Raw genomic sequence first — 20907 nt, forward strand, 5'->3', positions numbered from 1 at the left:
GGTGGTACCGCACCACGTTGGCTTGCCTACATCGGCGGTCCTCAAAGGCCGCTAGATCCTTTATCGACGTTAAGGTGCGGGATGGGGATCGCTCGGCTCGTCTGTCGGCTGGTATCCGCAGATATCATGTTGACGGTCCCTCCACCCTAGCTCCTACATACCTCGTAGGAGCCAGGAGGAACATACAAGCCATGCTCGGCTGGGGCATTACCGACAAACCCGCCATCGGTTTGTCGGAGCGGCGTCAGCCGCGAAGCCGACACCGTTGGAATCACCAACCGGTCGGCAATCTGATGGAGTGCGAGTTTCGCGGCTTACGCCGCTCCCACAACCCTCAGGTCCGAGGGAAAGCCTGTGCCGAGCATGGCTCGGCACTACCTTGCGGGTCAGGCTACGGCTTCTGCCAAGGCAAGAATCACGGCGCTTTCAACTGCGTCCAGATCCGGCAGCAGCGCGCTTTGCTCACCCAGCAGTACGCGCATATGCACGCCGACCGGCAGGCTTTCTTCCGATGCGTCGGCCAGCAGGCCGTCACGGGGTACCGCGATCAGCTGCGGGAAGGACTGGGTCAGCAAGGCGAAATACGGCAGGTCCGGGTTGCCCCCCAAGGCCTTCAGCACTACTACCTTGTTGTTGCTGGTCACCATTTCATTGCCATGGCCACTGAGCCCGGCATAGGACAGCAGCGGCACGCTCCAGCCGTGCCATGCGATCTGCCCGACCAGCCATGCCGGGGCATTGGCAATCGGCTCGACCGCTACGCGGGACATCATTTCCGCCACCGTCGCGTTGGGCAGCAATACGCGCTCGGTACCGGCCTGTATCAGTACCCCACGGACTTCATCGTTGTTTGCGTAGCTCATCGTCAGTTCCTGGGTCGCGCTGCGGTCACACCGCGCAATGCACAGCCAATTCGGCGGCGAGATATTCCGGATCACCGGCGCTCAAGCCAGCGACAGCCAACTGGCTGGCAGCGGCCGGGTCGTAGCACCCTTCGCCAATCTGTCCCGCCACCCAACCGCCCTTGCCGGCAAACTCCAACACCGGGGCGACCATCGCCACATCAGCGCCACTAAGCAACAGCACCGCACTGCGATCAGGTTGCAGGGTGTGCAGCAGATCGTTGGCTTCCGCGCAGAAGCGCAGGCCCTCAGCAGTCGACTCCACGCCGATAACGTCAGGAAGAATATAGACATCGCCGGGAATCAGGCTTTGACCCGGATCGGCCAAAGTGACCGGCAGCGGCGTTGCCCGCGCCATCTGTTTGACCAGATTGGCATAGCGGCCGCCATCCAGACGCAGCTGCACCAGCACCGGGCGTGCGAAGTCTTCCGGCAGGCCGGCCAGTACGCGGCGCACCGCATCCGGGCCACCAATACCGGCAACCAACAACACCGCGCCATTGCCTTCGGCAGCAGCTTCATCCAGTTCCACCAGCGACAGCTCGCTGTTGAGCAAGCTGGCCAGGGCCGGCGGCGGCTCCGGCGCAGCGCTGGCGACAGGTGAGGCCTTATAACCATCGTCTTCCAGCAGCGACCAGCTGCTGAAATCGCCAATCGGCGCCTTCTTTTCTTCCGCTTCAACCACCACAACAAGCGGCTCCGGCGGCAGCGGCGGTGGCATGCTCGGTTCCGGTGCGGTTGGCAATGACGGCTGCGCCGCCCCTGCGATCAATTCTTCAAACGTCAGCACTTCCGGGCGCGGTTCAAGCGCACTTGCCGGTGCCACATAGATTTCATCGGCGGGCAGGTCGTAGGCCTGCACCTGTGCCTCGTCCAGATGGAACTGCAGCGGTGCATCCACATGCCCGTCGGCCGGTCGCGGTGGCATGCCAGGCTCCAACGCGTTCGCCGGCTCGGCATCTTCATGCTCCAGACCGGGCGGCAACACGTTGTCATGGCCCTGCAGCTTGGCCGCCAGGTGGCGGATCCAGCGCTGTGCTTCCCAGCCCTCGCGACGTGCGGCCAGCTCGGCTTCCTCGAACAACAGAGAGAGGTCTGGTGTTTCCAGCACCGACTCAAGCCGTTCCAGCGCGTCCTCGACCGCCGGTTCCAAGGCGACCAGCACGACCTGTGGCGCAGCCGAGGTCAACGCAGCCGGCTCCAGCTGGTTGGGGTCTTCCTCCAGCACGATGCGACCGCCGGCGGCGACCAGTGCTTCGCGCAGGCGATCACGGGCGGCGCCGGCACGGGCCAGCAGTGCAACCGGCTTGGCAGTGTCGTCAGTCGCGTGCACGGGCGATCCCCAGCAGGTCATAGACATTGCGCATCAAATCCAGCTCCTGGTACGGCTTGCCGAGATAGCGTTGCACGCCGATCTCGAATGCGCGCTGGCGATGCTTGTCGCCACTGCGCGAGGTGATCATCACGATCGGGATGTCCTTGTAGCGCGGATCGGCACGCATCGCGGTGGCCAGCTCGTAGCCGTCCATACGCGGCATTTCGATATCCAGCAGCATCAGGTCCGGGATGCGCTCTTCCAGCTGCTCCAGCGCTTCCACGCCGTCGCGAGCCACCGCTACATCCAGGTTGTGACGTTCCAGCACACGGCCGGTGACCTTGCGCATGGTCAGCGAATCGTCGACCACCATCACCAGCGGCACATGGCGTTGGTTGCTGGTTTCGGTGTGCTCGACCAACTGCTGCGGCTGGGTGAGATGACGACGCACCAGCGGTGCCACGTCCAGGATCACCACCACGTTGCCTTCGCCGGTGATCGTGGCGCCGTAGATGCCCGGCACCGACGCGATCTGCAGGCCCACCGGCTTGACCACGACTTCGCGGTTGCCCAGCACCTGGTCGATCGCAACCGCTGCGCGCAGGTCGCCGGAGCGCACCAGCAGCAGCGGGATCTCGGCCTGGCCTTCGGCCTTGGCAGCAACCTGGCCCACCAGCGTGCCGAGGTTGTACAGGCTGAAATCTTCGCCGTTGTAGTGGTAGCCGCCCTGCCCGGACTCGAAACGCTCGCGGGAGATACGGCCGATACCGCTGACGGATGCCACCGGCACCGCGTAGGTGGTTTCGCCGATGCGGACAAACACCGCCTGGGTGACCGCCAGCGTCTGCGGCAGGCGCAGGGTGAAGGTCGCGCCCTGGCCACGTACAGAGTGGATGTCCACCGAGCCGCCAAGCTGGCGCACTTCGTTGCGCACCACGTCCATGCCCACACCGCGGCCAGCCAGCTGGCTGACCTGTTCGCTGGTGCTGAAGCCGGACGCAAAGATCATCTGGTCCAGCTGGGTATCGTCGATCTGCTCGTCGCTGCCCAACAGCCCACGCTGCTCGGCGCGGCGACGGATCGCCTCGCGGTCCAGGCCGGCACCGTCATCGCCCACTTCCAGCACGATTTCCGAACCTTCGCGGCGCAGACGCAGGGCGATTTCGCCTTCTTCCGGCTTGCCTGCAGCAGCACGTGCGGCCGGCTGTTCCAGGCCGTGCGCAACCGAGTTGCGCAGCATGTGCTCCAGCGGCGCGACCATGCGATCCAACACGTTGCGATCGAGTTCGCCGTGGGTGCCTTCCAGCTTCAGGTGCACCTGCTTGTCGGTTTCCTGCGCGGCCTGGCGCACCACGCGACGCAGGCGCGGCACCAGTCCGTCGAACGGCACCATGCGCGCACGCATCAGGCCATCCTGCAGTTCCGAGCTGACACGCGACTGCTGCTGCAGCAAGGTGTCGTAGTTGCGCGACAGATCGTCCAGCACACCTTGCAGACCGCCCAAGTCGGCCGCCGATTCGTTCAGCGCACGGCTGAGCTGCTGCAAGGTCGAGAAACGATCCAGTTCCAGCGGATCGAAGGTCTGGTCGGCCTGCTCATGCTCGCGGCGGTAACGCGCCACGATCTGCGCTTCGGTTTCCAGATCCAGACGACGCAACTGGTCACGCAGACGCGCGTTGGTACGGTCCAGCTCGGCCATGGCGCCACGGAATGCGCCCAGCTGCTGTTCCAGACGCGAGCGGTAGATCGCCACTTCACCGGCGTGGTTGACCAGGCTGTCGAGCAGGTCGGCGCGTACACGCACCTGTTCCTGTCCGCGCGGCGCGCCTTCTTCTTCGTTACCGGCCTGCTCTTCGCGCAGCGGTGCCGACAGCGGCTCGATCGCTGCCAGCGGCTGCGGCAGCACGTCGGCGGCAGCAACATTTTCCGGGGCCGATTCGAGCGCGCTGACAGCTGCTTCAACCGGTGCCTGCGCGGCTTCGGCGCGACCATCGGTGCGCGCTTCGAAGGCCTCGATCAGGTCGGTCGGCATCACTACCGCGCGATGCTCGCCGGTACGGATCAACAACTGGTGCAGACGATCGAAACCACGCTCCAGCAGCTGCACATCAGCACGGGTGATTTCGGTGCGGTTGGCGGCGACAGCCTCCAACAGCGACTCGATGCCATGGCCAAGATCGCCGATGGCATTGATGCCGGCCATACGTGCGCCACCCTTGAGGGTGTGCAGGTCACGCTGCAGGCCGGCCAGCGCTTCGCGGTCTTCCGGCGCCGCGCGCATGTCGTTGACCAGACCATCGCAATGGTCGAGCAGGTCCTTGCCTTCCTCGACAAAGATATCAACCAGCTCGCGATCCAGGTCGGCGAAGTTCAGCGGCCCGGCGTCCAGTTCGTGCACCACAGGCGCGGCAACCGTTGCCTCAGCCTGTTCCGGCAACGCTGCAGTCAGCGGTGCCAGCACCGCCTTGGCGAGGACCAGGGTTTCAACGGCGGCTGGCACAACAACATCGCTAGCAGGCACATCATCAAGCTGTGCGGCCTCCTCAAGCTGCTCGGCCTCTTCAATCGCCACCGCGTCCTCGACCGAAGCATCTTCTTCGCTCGAAGCAGCCTCTTCGATCACGGCGATCTGTTCGACAGCGACTTCTGCCTCTACTTCAGCTTCAGCCTCTACTTCAGCTTCTACTTCAGCCTCTACTTCAGCTTCAGCCTCTACTTCAGCTTCTACTTCAGCCTCTACTTCAGCTTCTACTTCAGCTTCTGCCTTTGCCTCTGCCTCTGCTTCGGCTTCGGCTTCGGCTTCGGCTTCATCAACAGATTCCGGCTCCAACGCTGCATCCACAACCGGCGCATCGCCAATCGCAGCAACATCATCGGCCTGGGCCGCGTCGATCGATGCCGGTACGGCAGTGTCATCGATGACTGCGTCCTGCTCCGCTGCGATGTCAGCCTGTTCAACTGCTTCCGTTACCAGCAGCTCGCCTTCTTCAGTCTGTTCGGCCGGGTTTGATGCCTCGGCTTCGGCGTCAGTCGAACCCAGCTGCGCTGCGCCGACGGCAACTGCAGTCGCACCGGTAGCGATGGCCAGGGCGCGTGCGATCACGCTGTCGCGATCATCCAGACCACTGGACGCTTCCAGAGCGGCCGACTGGTTCGGCAGATCGTCTTCGACCTGCGTGTCGACCGCTTCGGTTGCAAATGCGGCATCCGCATCATTGCCGGCAGCCTGCTCGGAATCGATCTCGTCAGCTTCGACAGCGCGTTGCGGATCAGTCGCTTCTGCGGCCTGCTCCGGCTCCTCGGCGTCGTCTGCAACACCCCAGGTCGAGGCCCGCACGGCGTCATAGTGATCCTCGGCCTCGACGGTTTGCTGCGAAACAGCCGGTTCGATGACTTCAGCCGATTCGGCGATTTCGATCTGTCCAGCCACTTCATCAACGCCAACCACGTCGACCAACTCACTCTCGCCAGCAGCGTCGACCGGCTCCGACAGAGACGCAGCAGCAACGGAATCAGCACTCTCGGCTAGTTCAAGCGCGCCGAGCCCGGCAACGTCGGAAACGTCGGCAGCAGCCAGCAGGAACTCCGGTTCCGCGGCTGCGACTGGCAGCTCGGCGGTTTGCACCGATGCCACGCTGCCAGGCGTCTCATCCAGCAAGCCGGAGTCGAAGTAGGCAGACAGGTCTTCCGTGCCAACCGACTCGGAATGAACATTGCTGCCCAGCGAAGCTGCCGTCTGCAAAGCCACTGCGTCGTCAGCAACAAACTCGTCTTCGGCCTGCATCGGCGGCCACTTACCATCCGGCAAGGCATCAACCAAGGCCTGCAGCCGTTCGGCCACGCCCGGGAACGCCGGGATGCGTGGCGAGGGCGCGCGCAAAGCAGCAATCGTGGTGTGCACCGCCGCCGCCATCTGCGCAAGCGCATCCACGCCCGCAGCAGTCGGCGTAACCGCCGCCGCCAGCGAACGCTTGACGAAGGTTTCCGCCGGGCTGGTGATCTGGGTGATCACCGGCACATCGGTCATCGCGAAGGCACCGCTCATGGTGTGCACGGCGCGCAACAGGTCTTCGGAAACCGGCTGCGGCTGTGCAACCGAGCCAGCCAGCCAGGTATTGACTGTGACCAGATGCGCACCGATCTCGGCTTCGAGAATCTCGCGCAGCACCTCGTCCACCGACGCAGGAGTACCCTCGGCGTCGTCGATTTCGGCGGCTGCGGCAAGCTCGCTTTCCGTCGCAACCTCAACGATCTCGGCTGCCGCTGCCGGCACCACTTCGTCAACCGGCGCGGCGGCTGCAACAGCGCTGACACCGGTCACGTAGAACGCTTCTTCGCCTGCGGCAACGCGGTCAGCCACATCCTGCATGCCCAATAGATCGGACTGGATGCTGCCAACACCACGCAGCGCGGCGTTCAATTCCGGCAATACGTCATAGGCCTGCGTCACCGCGGCCATGACGGCCGGGCTGGCAGGACGGCTGCCGTCGAGCACGCGGTTGAGCATGCTCTCGATCTTCCAGCTGAACTCACCCAGGGTACGTGCACCCACCAGTCGGCCACTGCCCTTCAGCGTATGGAATACCCGGCGCACTGGGCGCAGGCGTTCCATGTTTGCAGGCGCAGCGCGCCATGCGGGCAGCAGATTGCCCAGATTCTCGAGCTCTTCGTCGAACTCCTCGATGAAGACTTCTCGAATATCCTGATCGATTACATCGCCGCCATCGATGAAGCCGCCTTCAAGCTGCTGTACCGGCGCGGAGGTGCGCGTTGGCGCGGCTGCGCTGGCAGCAGTTGCCGCCACCTCAGCCGTCGCCGGTCCCGGCTGCAGCGATTCAGGCATTGCGAAAGGATCGAAGGACTCGGCAGCCGCATCAAGCTGTGCCATGAACGCAGCAGTTTCCATATCCAGCTTGGACACGGCTTCGGCTGGCACGGACACCGGTTCAATCGCTGCGGATACCGGCTGGATCGGCGCGTCGGCCAGCTCCCACTCGTTGCCGACCGGTGCCTGCACTGCAGTTGCGCCTTCGATCGACGGGTTAACGGTTTCGAGCTCCGGGCTGAAGAACACATCCGCGTCGGCAAACTCGATGTTAACCAGCTCGGCATCAGCCGAGCCGTTGCTGCCGGTCTCCGCTGTGGGCGTTGCCTCGGTATCGGTATCGTCCAGCGTCAGCAGCAACGCGTCGAAACGATAGCTGTCATTCGCGCCAGCAAGCGCTGTGTCCTCGGCAGCGACCGGATCAAAACTGGTGGCAAACGCCGCCGGCGCTTCAACTCCAAACGAAGCCGTGGACTCTTGGCCTTCAAGCACCATCGGCGCCAGAGTAAAGCTGCTTTCAGCGGCGTCCGATGTCTCGGCGGCAACTGGATCAAACGCGGAGATCTCTGCTGCGACTTCCGTTGCCTGCGCTGCAAACGCTGCAGGCGCGTCCACGGCCTGGACCGGGGTTGCCACGGCGTTGATCGCCGCGCCAAACACCAAGGGGTAATCGGTGACGACTGCCTGCGGTTTTGCTTCCGCTTCCAGTGGCGGCAACGGCGGCGGCAATACCGGCGCGGCGATCACCGGCGCTTGCTCAACAACCGGCGATTCTTCGGCCGCTGCCTCGATAATTTCAGTCCGCGCTGCGACCGCATCGGCCGCTGCCGTATCGACTACCGCGGCACTAGCGCCATCAGCAACAGGCACGGCGGCAACTTCTGCAGCAACCGGCTCGACGGCGGTACTGTCGGCCACGGCGTGCAGCGAAGGAATCGGCCAGTAACGCAGCGTTTCCAGGCTGGTGCGGGTGATATCGAGGATTTCCTCACGGCCTGGGCGACGATCGCGCAGGGCTTCCAGGAAGTACTCCAGGCTGGCCATGGCGTCGGCCAGGGTGTCGAGCTGGCGCCCACTGGGGATGCGCTGGCGTGCGATCAATTCGACGTCGATGTACTGACGCACGGCCTGCAGGTAGTCGGCAGGCACCGGCATTTCCAGCATGCGCAGCGCACCGGAGACCTCACCGAGCAGGCGCGGCACTTCGGCCAGGCGTGCGTGGTCCCAATTGGTCTCGATGAAGGCCACAAACGATTCGCGCGCAGCAGTGAAGTTGGCAATGGCTTCATGCGCCAGCACTTCCACGGTACGGCGGGTCTCCACCGAACCAGCATCATCGTCACCGCCGACATTGGCGCCCAGGTGGGCGACCTGCTCGTCCAGCGATGCGTCCACATAGAGCAGCGCGCCGGCGATATCCAGCAACAGGTTGTCGTCGATCTGACGCGTGCCGTTGACGACTTCGTGCAACGAATCGCGCTGCTGGGCGACGATGCCACGGGCAACGCCCAGACCCATCACGCCCAAGGTATCGGAGACGGCACCCAGCTCATTGACCTGCACCTGCAGATCGGCCGGATTACCATCCATACGCATATGCAGATCGAGCGCATCCTTGATGCGCATCAGTTCTTCTTTGACTGCACTGCCGACGGTGTCAAGCAATTCGCGGTTGCGTCCGCTCAAACTGCCACGTGCGTGCTCCAGCTCATCCGGACTGGCGTCGCTGGCATCGGGATTGAAGGCGAACAACACGCTCTCATTGATGCCTTCAGCGCCGCGTGCAGCACGGATGTCGTTGAGCAGCGGCAGCAGCACGATCGGAATATCGCGGTGGCCGTTCTGCAGGCGCTCCAGATAATCGGGCAGCAACACGGTGCCACGCATCAGCGTGGCACAGGCTTCATCGCGATCAGGAACGCCGCCGTCGCGCACCGCATTGGCCAGCAGCTCCAACTCCTCGGCAACCATCGCCGGCGCATACAGCTCAACCATCCGCAGCGTGCCTTGCACCTGGTGCAGGTAACCGGCGCAGAAGCGCATGCGGCTGGTATCGCTGGGATCTTCCACGAACGCTTCGACCTCATTGCGCACCTGGCGCAGGGTCTCGTCCAGCTCGGGCTTTACCCAACCCAGAGCTGCGTGGCTCATCGCATCGCGCAAGGTACTCATCGCACTCCCCCGTGCAGCATCAATTGCATGCCGTCCGGGCGGCCCTGCGTTGCGTTGTGACGAAACTTCATCTGCTGATTCCTCTGCATCCCCGCCCGATCAGTCCGTTCAGGCCGGCAACTTGAAGTCGGCCACCGAACGGCGCAGCTCTGCCGCCAGCTGGTTCAACTGCCCCAACGAGTCGGCGGTCTGCCCGGCACCCTGCGAGGTCTGACCGGTAATCTGCCGGATCACGCCCATCGTCTGGGTGATGTCGGTAGCTGCCGAGGCCTGCTGGTTGGCGGCGATGGAGATGCTCTTAATCAAGTTGTTCAGTGCGTTGGACACGCGCTCGATTTCGGTCAGTGCGGTACCGGCGTCTTCGGCCAGGCGCGCACCGGACACCACTTCGGCGGTGGTCTGTTCCATCGAGGTGACCGCTTCGTTGGTATCGGCCTGAATCGCCTGCACCAGACCTTCGATTCGACGGGTTGCGCCGGAGGTACGTTCTGCCAGGCGCTGCACTTCGTCGGCCACCACAGCGAAACCACGACCGGCTTCGCCGGCCGAGGCTGCCTGCACGGCGGCGTTCAATGCCAGGATGTTGGTCTGCTCGGAAATGTCGTTGATCAGTTCCACGATCGAGCCGATTTCCTGCGAGGACTCACCCAGGCGCTTGATGCGCTTGGAGGTTTCCTGGATCTGGTCACGGATCTGGTCCATGCCCTGAATCGTCTGGCGCACCACGCCGGCACCCTCGGTCGCGATGACCACCGAGCGTTGTGCCACTTCGGCCGATTCGGTGGAGTTGCGAGACACCTGCTCAATGGAGGTGGCGATTTCGCCGATACGGTCCGAGGCGCTGGTGATTTCGTCGGCCTGGTGGCCTGCGGCTTCGGCCAACTGCATTGCCGTTGCCTGGGTTTCCTGTGCCGACACCGCCACCTTGGAGGAGATGTCGTTGATGGTTGTCACCAGGTGGCGCAGTTCGTCCACGGCGTAGTTGATAGCGTCGGCGATGGCGCCGGTCATGTCCTCGGTCACCGACGCCTTTACCGTCAGGTCACCTTCACCGAGTGAGCTGATTTCGTCCAGCAGACGCATAATCGCTTGCTGGTTGCGGCTGTTGAATTCCACCTGGGTCTGGTAACGCACGTCCTGCTCACGCGAACGGGTACGCACCGTGCTCCACACGAAGCCAATGATCGACAACACCGACAGGCCGCCGAAGATCACGCTCCACCAGAAGTTCGGGAAGATGCGGGTGTCACGAGCCGAACCGAAGGCCGAGAACGCGTCGAACAGCTTGCGGCTGCTCTGCAGCATCTTGTCCGAACCGGTAGCCAGTGCGGCTGCGGAGGATTGAGCGGCGAACAGGTTGCGCGAGCTAGCCAGAATGGCGTCGGCGTCCTTCTTCATCTTTGCCCACTGGTTGGCCGATTGCTCCAGGGCAACCTGTGCATTGGCGTTGCGCACGGCGGCAATGCCCATTTCCTCATTGCCATTGCGCAAGCCTTCCAGCACCTGGGTGAACACCACCATGTCGCGTGCCAGCGCATCGCCGGCCCCGCTTGCGCCGGCACCGCCCGCGCGGATTTCGGTCACGCGACGGGCCATGGTGCCCACCACAACGACCTGCTGCAGGCCGTTGTAGACCTGCGAGGACTGGGCGCCACCGGCGGTCATCGCACGCACCACTTCGTTCAACTGCGCCTGCAGCTGCGGTACCGCGCCGACGAAGGCGTCGGCGTTACCGGCCAATGCCAGTACGGCCGGCTCGGAGGCAACGATCTGCTCGGCATTCTTGGACAGCGGCTTCCAGGTATCCACCAGCGCGCTCAACGGGCCGGACACGCCGGTCTCGTTTCCGTAACGGCCCTGCAACTCGCTGACCGTACTTTCCACCTTGCTGCGCGTGTCCTTGAAGGCTGCGTAGCTTTCGCGGCTACCGGCCACGGCTTCACGGCCCTGGTTGGCCAGCTGCTGTGACAGCACCTGCAGATCGGCGGCGCCGGTACTGGCACCGGCCAATCGGCTGCCCTGGTAGGTCGCCACGCCGGTGTTGGCACCGAACACGACCATCGAGAGCACCAACAAGCCCAACCAGAAGTTGGTGCTTACATTGCCAAGCTTGCCAGCCTTGGCGCCTTCAGGAGCAGTACTCATCGTTCGACCTCGGTCTTGATACGAAGAGGCAAGCGCGCCAATCAGGCGGCCGCTTGCCGGAATTCAGGAGTGCGGGAAAGCAATGAAAGCGAAAAAACACCCCAGTCACGGCCTTCATCATGGAAGGCGCGCTCAACGAAATGTGCATAGCGGCCTTGGGCAATATCACCGGCAGGCACCTGCATCGGTGCCTCGAAGCTGCGCTGGCCATACAACTCGTCGATCACCAGCGCCACGTCGCCGCCGCTCTGGCGCATGATCAACACGCGCTGGCCTTCCTGTGGCGGCGTACGCTCACCTTCCAGGAAGTTCTTCAGATCCACCACCGGGAACAGGTTGCCGCGCAGGTTGCCCACGCCCAGCAACCAAGGCTGCGCGCCGGGAACCGGGGTGACCGGCGGCATGGGCACGATTTCCACCACTTCGCGGAAATCGGAGACCAGATGCCGGCTGCCAACGCGGTAACCCACGCCACGCCAGACATCCTGGGAAAAGCTGCGCTCAGGCAGCTGTACCGCGTGCGCCAGACTGCGGCGTTCGTAGGCCTCAAGGATGTCGAATGGAGAAAGCATCAACCCACCAGTTTGTTGATCCGCGCGATCAAATCATCCTCGCGCGGCGGCTTGACGATGTAATCGCTGGCGCCTTGACGCATGCCCCAGGCCTTGTCGGTTTCCATGCCTTTGGTGCTGACGATCAACACCGGAATAGCACGGGTGGCCTCGTCACGCGACAGCGCGCGGGTGGCCTGGAAACCACTCATGCCCGGCAACACCACGTCCATCAGCACCAGCTGCGGAGCCTGCTCACGGGCAATCTTCAGGCCGTCCTCGGCGTTGTCAGCCGACAACACCTCGTGCCCAGCCTTGAGCAGCCACTGTGTAAACACCGCCCTGTCGGTCGGTGAGTCCTCGATCAAAAGAATTCGAGCCATTTTGTGCCTTTCCCCCTGGTCAGGCGTTGACGTATGTGCGGATGGCACCTAGTAGTTCGTCGCGGGTAAATGGCTTGGTGAGGTATTGCTCGGAACCGACGATGCGGCCACGGGCTTTGTCGAACAGGCCATCCTTGGACGACAGCATGATCACCGGCGTCGACTTGAACAGCTGGTTGCCCTTGATCAGCGCACAGGTCTGATAGCCATCCAGCCGCGGCATCATGATATCGACGAAGATGATCTGCGGTTGCTGATCGGCGATCTTGGCCAACGCTTCGAAACCGTCAGTGGCGGTAACGACCTCGCAACCTTCACGTTTGAGCAGTGTTTCAGCCGTGCGCCTGATGGTCTTCGAATCATCGATGACCATCACCTTCAGCCCTGCGAGTTCCCCACCCGCAGCCATGTTTTCAACCATTTTTGTTCCCCGAACGCGCGACCGATACCGGGTGCGATATTGCCGCGAAAGCGCATCTATATCCCAGCCCAGCCGCGAACTGTCAAGCGATGCCCGCAGGACTTGGCTGATCCTCAATGTAATGTGACCCGCATCTCAATAAAAGCGCAACGCCATTCAGCCTCAGCGTTCCGCTTTCCGCGCTGTGCGACCCCGCCATGAACGGCTAACATTCTCCTCAAGATCTGCTGGATTCAAGCTATGCCTTTAGACGTCATCGTGGTGATGGACCCCATCGCCGACATCAAGATCGCCAAGGACACCACCTTCGCCATGCTGCTGGAAGCCCAGCGTCGTGGTCACCGGCTGCACTATGTGCGCCCCGGCGGGCTGTCACTGCATGGCGGCCAGGCGCAGGCCGAAGTTGCCCCGCTGCAGGTGCGCGACGACAAGGCCGGCTGGTTCAGCCTGGGCGAGTTCGCAGCGCTGGCGTTCGGCCCGGGCCAGATCGTACTGATGCGCAAGGACCCACCATTCGATGGCGAATACCTGTACGACACCCACATCCTCAGCGTCGCCCAGCAGGCCGGCGCCACCGTGGTCAACGACCCGCAGGGGCTGCGTGACTTCAACGAGAAGCTGGCCGCATTGCTGTTTCCGCAGTGCTGCCCACCGACCCTGGTCAGCCGCAATGCACGCGAACTCAAGGCTTTCGTGCTTGAACACGGCCAAGCCGTGCTCAAGCCGCTGGACGGCATGGGCGGGCGCTCGATCTTCCGCAGCGGCACCGGCGATCCGAATCTCAACGTGATCCTGGAGACGCTGACCGATGGCGGCCAGCACCTGGCCCTGGCGCAGCGCTTTATCCCCGACATCACCGCCGGCGACAAGCGCATCCTGCTGATCGACGGCGTACCGGTGGACTATTGCCTCGCGCGTATCCCGCAGGGCGACGAATTCCGCGGCAATCTCGCCGCTGGCGGCCGCGGCGAAGGCCGTCCGCTGAGCGAGCGCGACCGTTGGATTGCCGCCCAGGTCGGCCCGGAAATGAAACGCCGCGGCATGCGTTTCGTCGGTCTGGACGTGATTGGCGACTACCTGACCGAGGTCAATGTCACCAGCCCCACCTGCGTGCGCGAGCTGGATGGGCAGTTCGGCCTGAACATCGCTGGCCAGTTGTTTGATGCGATCGAGGCTGGCCTGGCCTGATGTATTCCCAGCCTGACGTGTTGCCCGCGGCACCGCGGGTCAGCGAACAACAACGGCTGACCGCCACCCTGGTGCTGTCCACGCTGGTGCATGGCTTGCTGATACTCGGAGTGGGCTTTGCAGTCAGCGACAGCGCTCCGCTGGTACCCACACTCGATGTGATCTTCAGCCAGACCAGCACGCCGCTCACGCCCAAGCAGGCCGACTTTCTGGCCCAGGCCAATCAGCAGGGCGGCGGCGACCACGACAACGCACAACGCCCACGCGATTCCCAGGCAGGCATCGTGCCGCAGTTGCAGAACGGGCTGGCACCGGTACCGCTGCAGGCGCAGAGCGCGGCAGCGCCACCGCCGCCGCAGGCGCGCATCATTACCAGCACCCAGGGCAAGGACCCGGTTGCGACCGCACAGACCCAGCCCTTGCCGGATCGCCCCGATGCCAACGCACCGATGAGCGCACGCGAACAACGCGATGCAGCAATGGCGCGGCTGGCAGCCGAGGTGCATCTGCGTTCGGAGCAATACGCCAAACGCCCCAACCGCAAGTTCGTTTCGGCCAGCACCCGCGAGTACGCCTATGCCAACTACCTGCGCGCCTGGGTCGACCGCGCCGAGCGCGTCGGCAACCTGAATTATCCCGACGAAGCGCGCCAGCGCCGGCTTGCCGGGCAGGTGGTGATCACCGTTGGCGTGCGCCGCGACGGCAGCGTTGAAAGCAGCCGCGTGCTACGCAGCAGCGGCGTGCCCCTGCTGGATGCCACCGCCCTGCGCGTGATCGAGCAGGCGCAGCCGTTCCCGGCATTGCCCGAGACCAAGGACGACATCGACATCCTGCAGGTCACCCGCACCTGGATGTTCCTGCCCGGCGGGCAGTTGCACGACGATCGCTGAGCCGATTTTTTGTAGGAGCGGCGTAAGCCGCGAAACTCGTACATTCCCAGGTCGCAATCAGGCCGGTAGTTCAGACAACACCGGCTTCGCGGCTTACGCCGCTCCTACAAAACCCAGCGGATCTCAGCGCTTGGAATCGCGCAACGCCTGCTGTTCGATCAGGGTCAGCGCGACGTTGTCGCGCAGATAGGCCGGCTGCACCAGCTCCGGAGCGATGGCTTCGCCGCGCAGCATTGCCGGCACGGCGATCTTCAGCACATCGGCAGCACTTGGCAGGGCCTGCACATCCACGCTACTCAGACGCGACTGCAGGCGCGCGCTCAACACGCCCTCGCCTGCTGCAAAGCCAGTGCCAACGCCGGCCCAGAGGCTGTCATCGGCTGGCAACTGCACGCCATCCGGCGCAACCAGCAGCTCACGCTCCTGTAACTGTAGTTCGCCATCGGCATCACGCAGATAGCGCGCCACGTACAACTCACCCATGCGTGCATCAATGCACGCAAGTACGCGTGGCGCATCAGCCGGCGCACGCAGCGCCAAGGTCTGCAGGGTCGATACCGGCAGCAACGGCCGGTCCAGCGCCAAGGCAATGCCTTGGGCGATGGCGATTGCCAAACGCACGCCAGTGAACGCACCCGGCCCACGGCTCAGCGCGATGGCGTCCAGCTGGTTGCGGGCAATACCGGCTTCAGCCAGCAACTGCTCCGCCCATGGCAGGCTCAGCTCGGCATGCCGGCGCGGCGCTACTTCAAACCGCTCCAACACCTGCCCATCCACATACAGGGCAACGGAACAGGCTTCGGTGGCGGTTTCAAAGGCAAGCAGCTTCATGGCATCACATCAGGAAAGGGAAAACGGCGGCGCTTCGGAGCCAGCGTCGACCGAGGGCGTCGCGCTGGCGGAAACCTCCTCCGGCGCCCATTGTCGCGCAAAGAAGGCCTGCACATCGGCCAGCGCGCGGGTGCGGCGGAATGGCGGCAGTGAATCCAGGAAGATCCGGCCGTAGCCGCGCGACAGCAGACGCGGGTCGCACAGCACAAGTACGCCGCGATCGGTCTCGCTGCGGATCAGCCGGCCCACGCCCTGCTTGAGCGCGATCACCGCCTGCGGCAGCTGCTCATCGCGGAACGGATTGCCGCCCTGGCGGCGGATCGCATCCAGCCGCGCTTCGAACACCGGATCATCAGGCGCAGCAAACGGCAGCTTGTCGATCACCACCACGCTCAGCGCATCACCGACCACGTCCACGCCTTCGCGGAAGCTGGCCGCGCCCAGCAGCACGCCATTGCCCGACTCACGGAAACGCTGCAGCAGGCTGGCGCGTGGCGCCTCGCCCTGCACGAACAGCGGCCACGGGCCATCACGCAGCGCATCGGCGGCCTCACGCAACGCACGGTGCGAGGCAAACAACAGGAACGCCCTGCCCCGCGATGCTTCGAGCACTGGCCGCAAGGTTGCAATCAAGGCCGCGCCATAACCACGCGCCGCCGGATCGGGCAGTTGCTGCGGCAGATAGCACAGCGCCTGTTGCTGCCAATCGAATGGACTGGGCTGGACCAAGGTATCTGGGTCATCCAGGCCCAAACGCTTGGACAGATGTTCGAAGCCACCATCGACGGTCAAGGTGGCCGAGGTGAATACCCAGGCCGCCATCGAGCGCAGGCGGTGCTCTCGCAGCGGGCCGGATACATCCATCGGTGTGCGCTGGCAACGGAAACCGCGCGGTGTCAGTTCGTACCACAGCACATCGTTGCCATCGTCGACGGGAAACAGCGAGTCGCTGACCGGTGGCGCGACACCCTCTCCCGGCGCGACTGCAACCTCATCGATATCCCACGCATCGACCGCGCCACTGTCGCCGTCATCCAACCAGCGTGACAATCGCGACACACCTTCCAGCGCGCGGGCATGGCAGGCATCCAGCCCCGGCGAGGCTTCGCGCACAAAACTCAGTGCATCGCGCAGCTGCGCCATCGCCGCAGCGACCGCATCAAAGCCTTCCGCCACCGCCGGCACCGCAAGAGCGCGCCAACGGGTACCACGTTGCGGCAGTTTTTCCATCGCCTCGCGCAGTTCGCGCAAGGCCAGTTCAAGCGTCGCCACCGGTTGCTGCAAGGTGGCCTGCGCGCCAGCGACGCTGCGGCATTCGGCCATGCAGTCGCGCGCCAGCTCCTGCCACGGGCGCATGCCGAAGCCTTCCCCAAAGAAGTTGGCCGCAAGCTCGGGCAGCTGGTGCGCCTCGTCGATGACAAAGGCCTGCGCGCCGGGCAGGATTTCGCCAAAGCCTTCCTGCTTCAGTGCCAGATCGGCGAGCAGCAGATGGTGATTGACCACCACCAGATCGGCTTCCTGCGCCCGCTGCCGCGCCTGCACAACAAAACAATCGCCCCAGAACGGACAATCGGTTCCCAGGCAGTTGTCCACCGTTGAGGTGACCATCGGCAGCAACGGCGAATCATCGGCCAACCCATCCAACTCGGCCATGTCGCCATACTGGGTACGACCTGACCAGGTGAGGATGCGCTGGAACTGCGCCACCTGCTCGGTCGAAGTAAAACGGGGCTCGCCGCGCGCCTGATCCAGGCGATAGCGGCACAGATAATTCGCGCGCCCCTTCAACAAGGCAGCGCGATGACCGACGCCCAATGCGGTACGCACGCGCGGCAGATCGCGGTGGTAGAGCTGGTCCTGCAGCGCGCGGGTACCGGTGGAGACGATGGTCTTCAAACCGGACAGCAAGGCCGGCACAAGATAGGCGTAGGTCTTGCCGGTGCCGGTGCCGGCTTCAGCCAGCAGCACATCGCGCTGCTGGAAGGTCTCGGCGATGGCCCCGGTCAGGCGCAGCTGGGCAGGCCGCGGCACAAAGGCATCGAGCTGACGCGCAAGCGCGCCGCCTTCACTGAGTGCTTCGCAGCTGGCGGTGACTAGGGAAGACATGGTTCAAGCGTTGGCAATGGTGACTCGAGAATGGGCAATGGAGGTAAGCCGCGATTGGAACGCTGATCGCGCCATGACGATGACGGAGTACCTCTTCGCCCGATGATCAGGCGCTTCCATTCCCTATTCCCGACTCCCGGTTCCCGGCGTGCTCAAAAGCGCTTGATCCCCGGCACCGTGCAGCCTTCGATCTGCGCATGCGCGGAGACGGCGTTTTCTTTTTCGGCACGGGCCAGACGCGATTGTTCGATGGTGGCCCAGTGGCGACGACACAGCGGACCAGTACGCGAACCCAGATCCACGGCTTTTTTGGCCAAGGTCTCGGCACGGGGCCAGTCAGCCTGCAGCAGCGCTATTTCGGCGCGTTCCTGCAGGATGCCCGGGTCATCGCTCACCTGCAGCAGTGCTTCGTTCAGAGCTTCCGCCGCGCCAGCCAGATCGCCGGCCTTGCGCTTGGCGATCGCGGTCTGGCGCAGATCGTCGACCTGCGCATCGCGCAGCGGCTGTACCGTCAGTTCGGTGTCGTCGACACCGGCGATGGCATCCACCGCAGCCAAACGCTGGGCCGGCGTGGTGTTGTCGACCACCGCCGGCTTTGCTGCTGGTGGTGCGCTGACGCAGCCTGCAAGAGACAGAGAAGCTGCAGTAGCAAGCAGCGCGTAGCGGATCAAAGACTTGGTATTCATGGACGGGATTATCGCGCAGGCGTCTGCGCAGCGGGGGGAGCGGCTGGTTCAGGTTCCTTGCGATCCAGGCCCAACCAACCACGCCAGCCGCCGCCGGACTGCTCCTGCGCCCCCTCGGCCCCCTCTTCCAGCGGCACTTCGGCGGGCACCGCACAAGGCACGTATTGCGGCGCATAGCCAACCACGAACGGGAAACGGCGCGCGCCCGGGCAGGATTCGTCGGTGGCATTGCTGCCTGCCGCTTCCACGTACTGCCAATCCAGCCCCTTGTTGTTCACGTGCAGCGCCTTGCTGGGCAGGTTGCGGAATATCCCCGACCACACCCGCATCGCCCCGGAAGCACCAAACAAACCGGTCTGCTCGTTCTGGTCGTTGCCCATCCAGATCACCGCCAGATGATCGCCGGTATAACCGGCATACCAGCTGTCGCGGCCGTCGTTGGAGGTACCGGTCTTGCCAGCGGCCTGCAGCCGTGACAGGCCTGCGGCGTTCAAACCGGAGGCAGTGCCGCTGGAGACCACTTGTTGCAGACCAACGCTGATCAGGTTGGCGGCGATCGAGTCGCCCTCCTGTGCCGGTGCCGGGCTCTTGTCATAGCGCTTGAGCAGCTTGCCCTGCGCATCGACCACCCCACGCACCGCATGCAGCGGCTGGATTTCACCACCGGAGGCAAGGAACTGGTACAGCTGGGTCATGCCGTACGGACTCTGGTCGGTGGAACCGAGAATCACCGCCGGATTGGACTCGGCCTTGAGCCCGGCCAGGACATTCATCAGCTGGGTCAGCCGTTCCGGACCGACCTGCATGCCAACGCGCACCGTGGCCTGGTTGTAGGAACGGGCCAGGGCATCGATCAAACGCACCGTGCCATGACTGCGGTTGTCGGCATTGCCCGGCGTCCAGTTGCGGCCGCGGCTGAGCTTGACCGTTACTGGTGAATCGTCGACCCAGCTGGCCAGCGAGTAGCGATCCGGCTGCGCCAATGCCAGCAGGTAAACGAAAGGCTTGAGCAGCGAACCAACCTGCCGCTGCGCGTCGATGGCGCGGTTGAAGCCCGGCTCGGACACATCACGGCTGCCGACCACGGCCAGTACGTCACCGTTGTGCACGTCGGTCACTACCAGACCGGCCTGCAGCTCCGGGCGGCGCTTGTTTTCCAGCGCTTTGATGGTGTGCGCCACCGCGCCCTCGGCATAGGCCTGGGCCGATGGCGACATGCCGGTGAATACATTCAAGCCGGCGCCTTGCAGCACGTTTTCCGGGTAGTCGTTACCCAGCTGGCGGCGTACCAGATCCACATAGGCCGGAAAGCGGTTGGCGGCGGCAATACCTGCCGTCTTGGATACGCCCAGCGGCGCCTTGAGGGCACGCTGATACTCGGCGTCGTCAATCAATTTGTTTTCGTGCAGCTTGCCCAGCACGAAGTTGCGGCGGTCCAGCGCATTCTCGGGGTTGCGCCGTGGGTCGTAGAACGATGGGCCTTTGACCAGACCGATCAACAACGCGATCTGCTCGCTGCTCAGCGAATTGAGGTCACGGCCAAACCAGAACTCGGCACCGGACGACACCCCGTGGATGGCCTGCTTGCCGCGCTGGCCCAGGTAGACCTGGTTGAGGTAGGCCTCAAGGATGGTGGACTTGTCGTAGCGCGCTTCCATGATCAGCGCGTACAACACCTCGTTGAACTTGCGGGTGATCGTCTGTTCCTTGCCAATGCCAAGCAGGCCACTGCGGGCCAGCTGCTGGGTCAAGGTGCTGGCGCCCTGCTTGGTCTCACCACCGCTACGAATCGTCACCCACACCGCGCGCGCGATACCGCTCAGATCGATGCCGTGATGACGGGCAAAGTCCTTGTCTTCCACCGCCTGCAGGCCGGTGACCAGCAGCTCGGGAACTTCACCCACCCGCACCAGCCGACGTTCTTCCTGCTTCTGCCCGTACAAGGTGGCGATGCGTGCCGGGTCCAGTCGCGCGGCTTTCAGCGCCTTGCGGCTGCCGGCATCACGCAATGAAGCCACCTGACCGCCGGAAACCACCACATCAACCTTGCGCGCGGCGACATGGCCATCAACGTCGACATAGCCGCGGCTGGAAATACTGAAGCTGCCGCCCTGCACCTTATAAGTGCCGGGGCTGTTGCCGGCACCGTCATCGCGGTAGCCGGAAGCCGCCAGCTCGGTCTTGAGGGTATTGGTGTTCATCGCCGTGCCCGGGCTGAGCACCAGCGGCCGCGCATAGACGCGGGTCGGGATCTGCCAACGCAGCTCACCAAAACGCTGGCTGACCTGACTGTTCAGGTACAACGTGTAGGGGATCATGAAGCCCAGCCCCAATGCGGCTGCGGCCAATCCCCAGGTGATCAAGCGGCTCCGCCACACAGGGCTGTTGCCGTCGGTATCGTCGTCGAACTGGTCGGAATCGTGGCGTCGTGGCACAGGGATGCGAGAATGTGGTTTGTAATGAGTCTAACGCAGCCGCATCGCCGGGGGCGT

General features: G+C 63.9%; 13 protein-coding genes. 2 read left to right on the plus strand and 11 right to left on the minus strand.

Annotated elements, in window-relative coordinates; genetic code table 11:
• Positions 1–386 precede the first annotated feature (386 nt).
• From ACVOK8_RS12830 to pilG, 7 genes are all read right to left on the minus strand, one after another.
• Positions 387–863, minus strand: coding sequence for a chemotaxis protein CheW (locus ACVOK8_RS12830; protein WP_303747139.1), 477 nt, complete (start codon positions 861–863; stop codon positions 387–389).
• Positions 864–888: 25 nt separating this feature from the next.
• Positions 889–2235, minus strand: a complete 1347-nt coding sequence (locus ACVOK8_RS12835; protein ID WP_481567152.1) for a chemotaxis protein CheB — start codon at positions 2233–2235, stop codon at positions 889–891.
• Complete coding sequence (locus tag ACVOK8_RS12840) at positions 2222–9214, minus strand: hybrid sensor histidine kinase/response regulator (RefSeq protein WP_481567153.1); 6993 nt, start codon at positions 9212–9214, stop codon at positions 2222–2224. Before ACVOK8_RS12840 ends, ACVOK8_RS12835 begins: the two co-directional genes overlap by 14 nt.
• 108 nt (positions 9215–9322) lie before the next feature.
• Positions 9323–11359 (minus strand): methyl-accepting chemotaxis protein, encoded by a 2037-nt coding sequence (locus ACVOK8_RS12845; RefSeq protein ID WP_481535875.1) that lies wholly within the window; start codon positions 11357–11359, stop codon positions 9323–9325.
• A gap of 41 nt (positions 11360–11400) precedes the next feature.
• Positions 11401–11931: a chemotaxis protein CheW gene (locus ACVOK8_RS12850; protein ID WP_481535876.1), complete on the minus strand. Its 531-nt coding sequence runs from the start codon at positions 11929–11931 to the stop codon at positions 11401–11403.
• On the minus strand, positions 11931–12293 hold the full coding sequence (locus ACVOK8_RS12855) for a response regulator (protein WP_481535877.1): 363 nt from the start codon (positions 12291–12293) through the stop codon (positions 11931–11933). Before ACVOK8_RS12855 ends, ACVOK8_RS12850 begins: the two co-directional genes overlap by 1 nt.
• Before the next feature lie 19 nt (positions 12294–12312).
• A complete protein-coding gene (pilG, locus tag ACVOK8_RS12860) occupies positions 12313–12714 on the minus strand; it encodes a twitching motility response regulator PilG (protein ID WP_057628851.1) in 402 nt (133 codons plus the stop codon).
• A gap of 240 nt (positions 12715–12954) precedes the next feature.
• Between pilG and gshB the strand changes: the two genes are divergently transcribed.
• Together gshB and ACVOK8_RS12870 are read left to right on the plus strand one after the other, a co-directional pair.
• Positions 12955–13902 (plus strand): glutathione synthase, encoded by a 948-nt coding sequence (gene gshB, locus ACVOK8_RS12865; protein ID WP_481567154.1) that lies wholly within the window; start codon positions 12955–12957, stop codon positions 13900–13902.
• Positions 13902–14792, plus strand: a complete 891-nt coding sequence (locus ACVOK8_RS12870) for an energy transducer TonB (protein ID WP_481567155.1) — start codon at positions 13902–13904, stop codon at positions 14790–14792. The genes gshB and ACVOK8_RS12870 overlap by 1 nt, the downstream gene beginning before the upstream one ends.
• 123 nt (positions 14793–14915) lie before the next feature.
• On the opposite strand, the gene tsaB is transcribed toward ACVOK8_RS12870, so the two are convergent.
• From tsaB to mrcB, 4 genes are all read right to left on the minus strand, one after another.
• Entirely contained in the window at positions 14916–15623 is a 708-nt protein-coding gene (gene tsaB / locus ACVOK8_RS12875; RefSeq protein WP_481567156.1) for a tRNA (adenosine(37)-N6)-threonylcarbamoyltransferase complex dimerization subunit type 1 TsaB, read from the minus strand.
• A 9-nt stretch (positions 15624–15632) separates the two neighbouring features.
• Positions 15633–17729, minus strand: a complete 2097-nt coding sequence (gene yoaA, locus ACVOK8_RS12880; RefSeq protein ID WP_481567158.1) for a DNA repair helicase YoaA — start codon at positions 17727–17729, stop codon at positions 15633–15635.
• 152 nt (positions 17730–17881) lie between these two features.
• Complete coding sequence (locus ACVOK8_RS12885) at positions 17882–18415, minus strand: tetratricopeptide repeat protein (protein WP_481567159.1); 534 nt, start codon at positions 18413–18415, stop codon at positions 17882–17884.
• Between the two features lie 8 nt (positions 18416–18423).
• Positions 18424–20850 carry a penicillin-binding protein 1B gene (gene mrcB, locus ACVOK8_RS12890; protein WP_481567160.1) on the minus strand — a complete coding sequence of 809 codons (2427 nt, stop codon included), beginning with the start codon at positions 20848–20850 and terminating at the stop codon, positions 18424–18426.
• Between the last annotated feature and the right edge of the window lie 57 nt (positions 20851–20907).

This window comes from Stenotrophomonas sp. STEN083 (assembly GCF_056759195.1).

Bases quoted from the DNA above. Each gene is read 5' to 3' on its own strand.
- ACVOK8_RS12870 (WP_481567155.1), top strand. From the start codon at position 13,902: ATGTATTCCCAGCCTGACGTGTTGCCCGCGGCACCGCGGGTCAGCGAA.
- ACVOK8_RS12845 (WP_481535875.1), bottom strand. From the start codon at position 11,359: ATGAGTACTGCTCCTGAAGGCGCCAAGGCTGGCAAGCTTGGCAATGTA.
- ACVOK8_RS12830 (WP_303747139.1), bottom strand. From the start codon at position 863: ATGAGCTACGCAAACAACGATGAAGTCCGTGGGGTACTGATACAGGCC.
- ACVOK8_RS12855 (WP_481535877.1), bottom strand. From the start codon at position 12,293: ATGGCTCGAATTCTTTTGATCGAGGACTCACCGACCGACAGGGCGGTG.
- ACVOK8_RS12840 (WP_481567153.1), bottom strand. From the start codon at position 9,214: ATGAGTACCTTGCGCGATGCGATGAGCCACGCAGCTCTGGGTTGGGTA.
- pilG (WP_057628851.1), bottom strand. From the start codon at position 12,714: ATGGTTGAAAACATGGCTGCGGGTGGGGAACTCGCAGGGCTGAAGGTG.
- ACVOK8_RS12885 (WP_481567159.1), bottom strand. From the start codon at position 18,415: ATGAATACCAAGTCTTTGATCCGCTACGCGCTGCTTGCTACTGCAGCT.
- tsaB (WP_481567156.1), bottom strand. From the start codon at position 15,623: ATGAAGCTGCTTGCCTTTGAAACCGCCACCGAAGCCTGTTCCGTTGCC.
- gshB (WP_481567154.1), top strand. From the start codon at position 12,955: ATGCCTTTAGACGTCATCGTGGTGATGGACCCCATCGCCGACATCAAG.
- ACVOK8_RS12850 (WP_481535876.1), bottom strand. From the start codon at position 11,931: ATGCTTTCTCCATTCGACATCCTTGAGGCCTACGAACGCCGCAGTCTG.
- yoaA (WP_481567158.1), bottom strand. From the start codon at position 17,729: ATGTCTTCCCTAGTCACCGCCAGCTGCGAAGCACTCAGTGAAGGCGGC.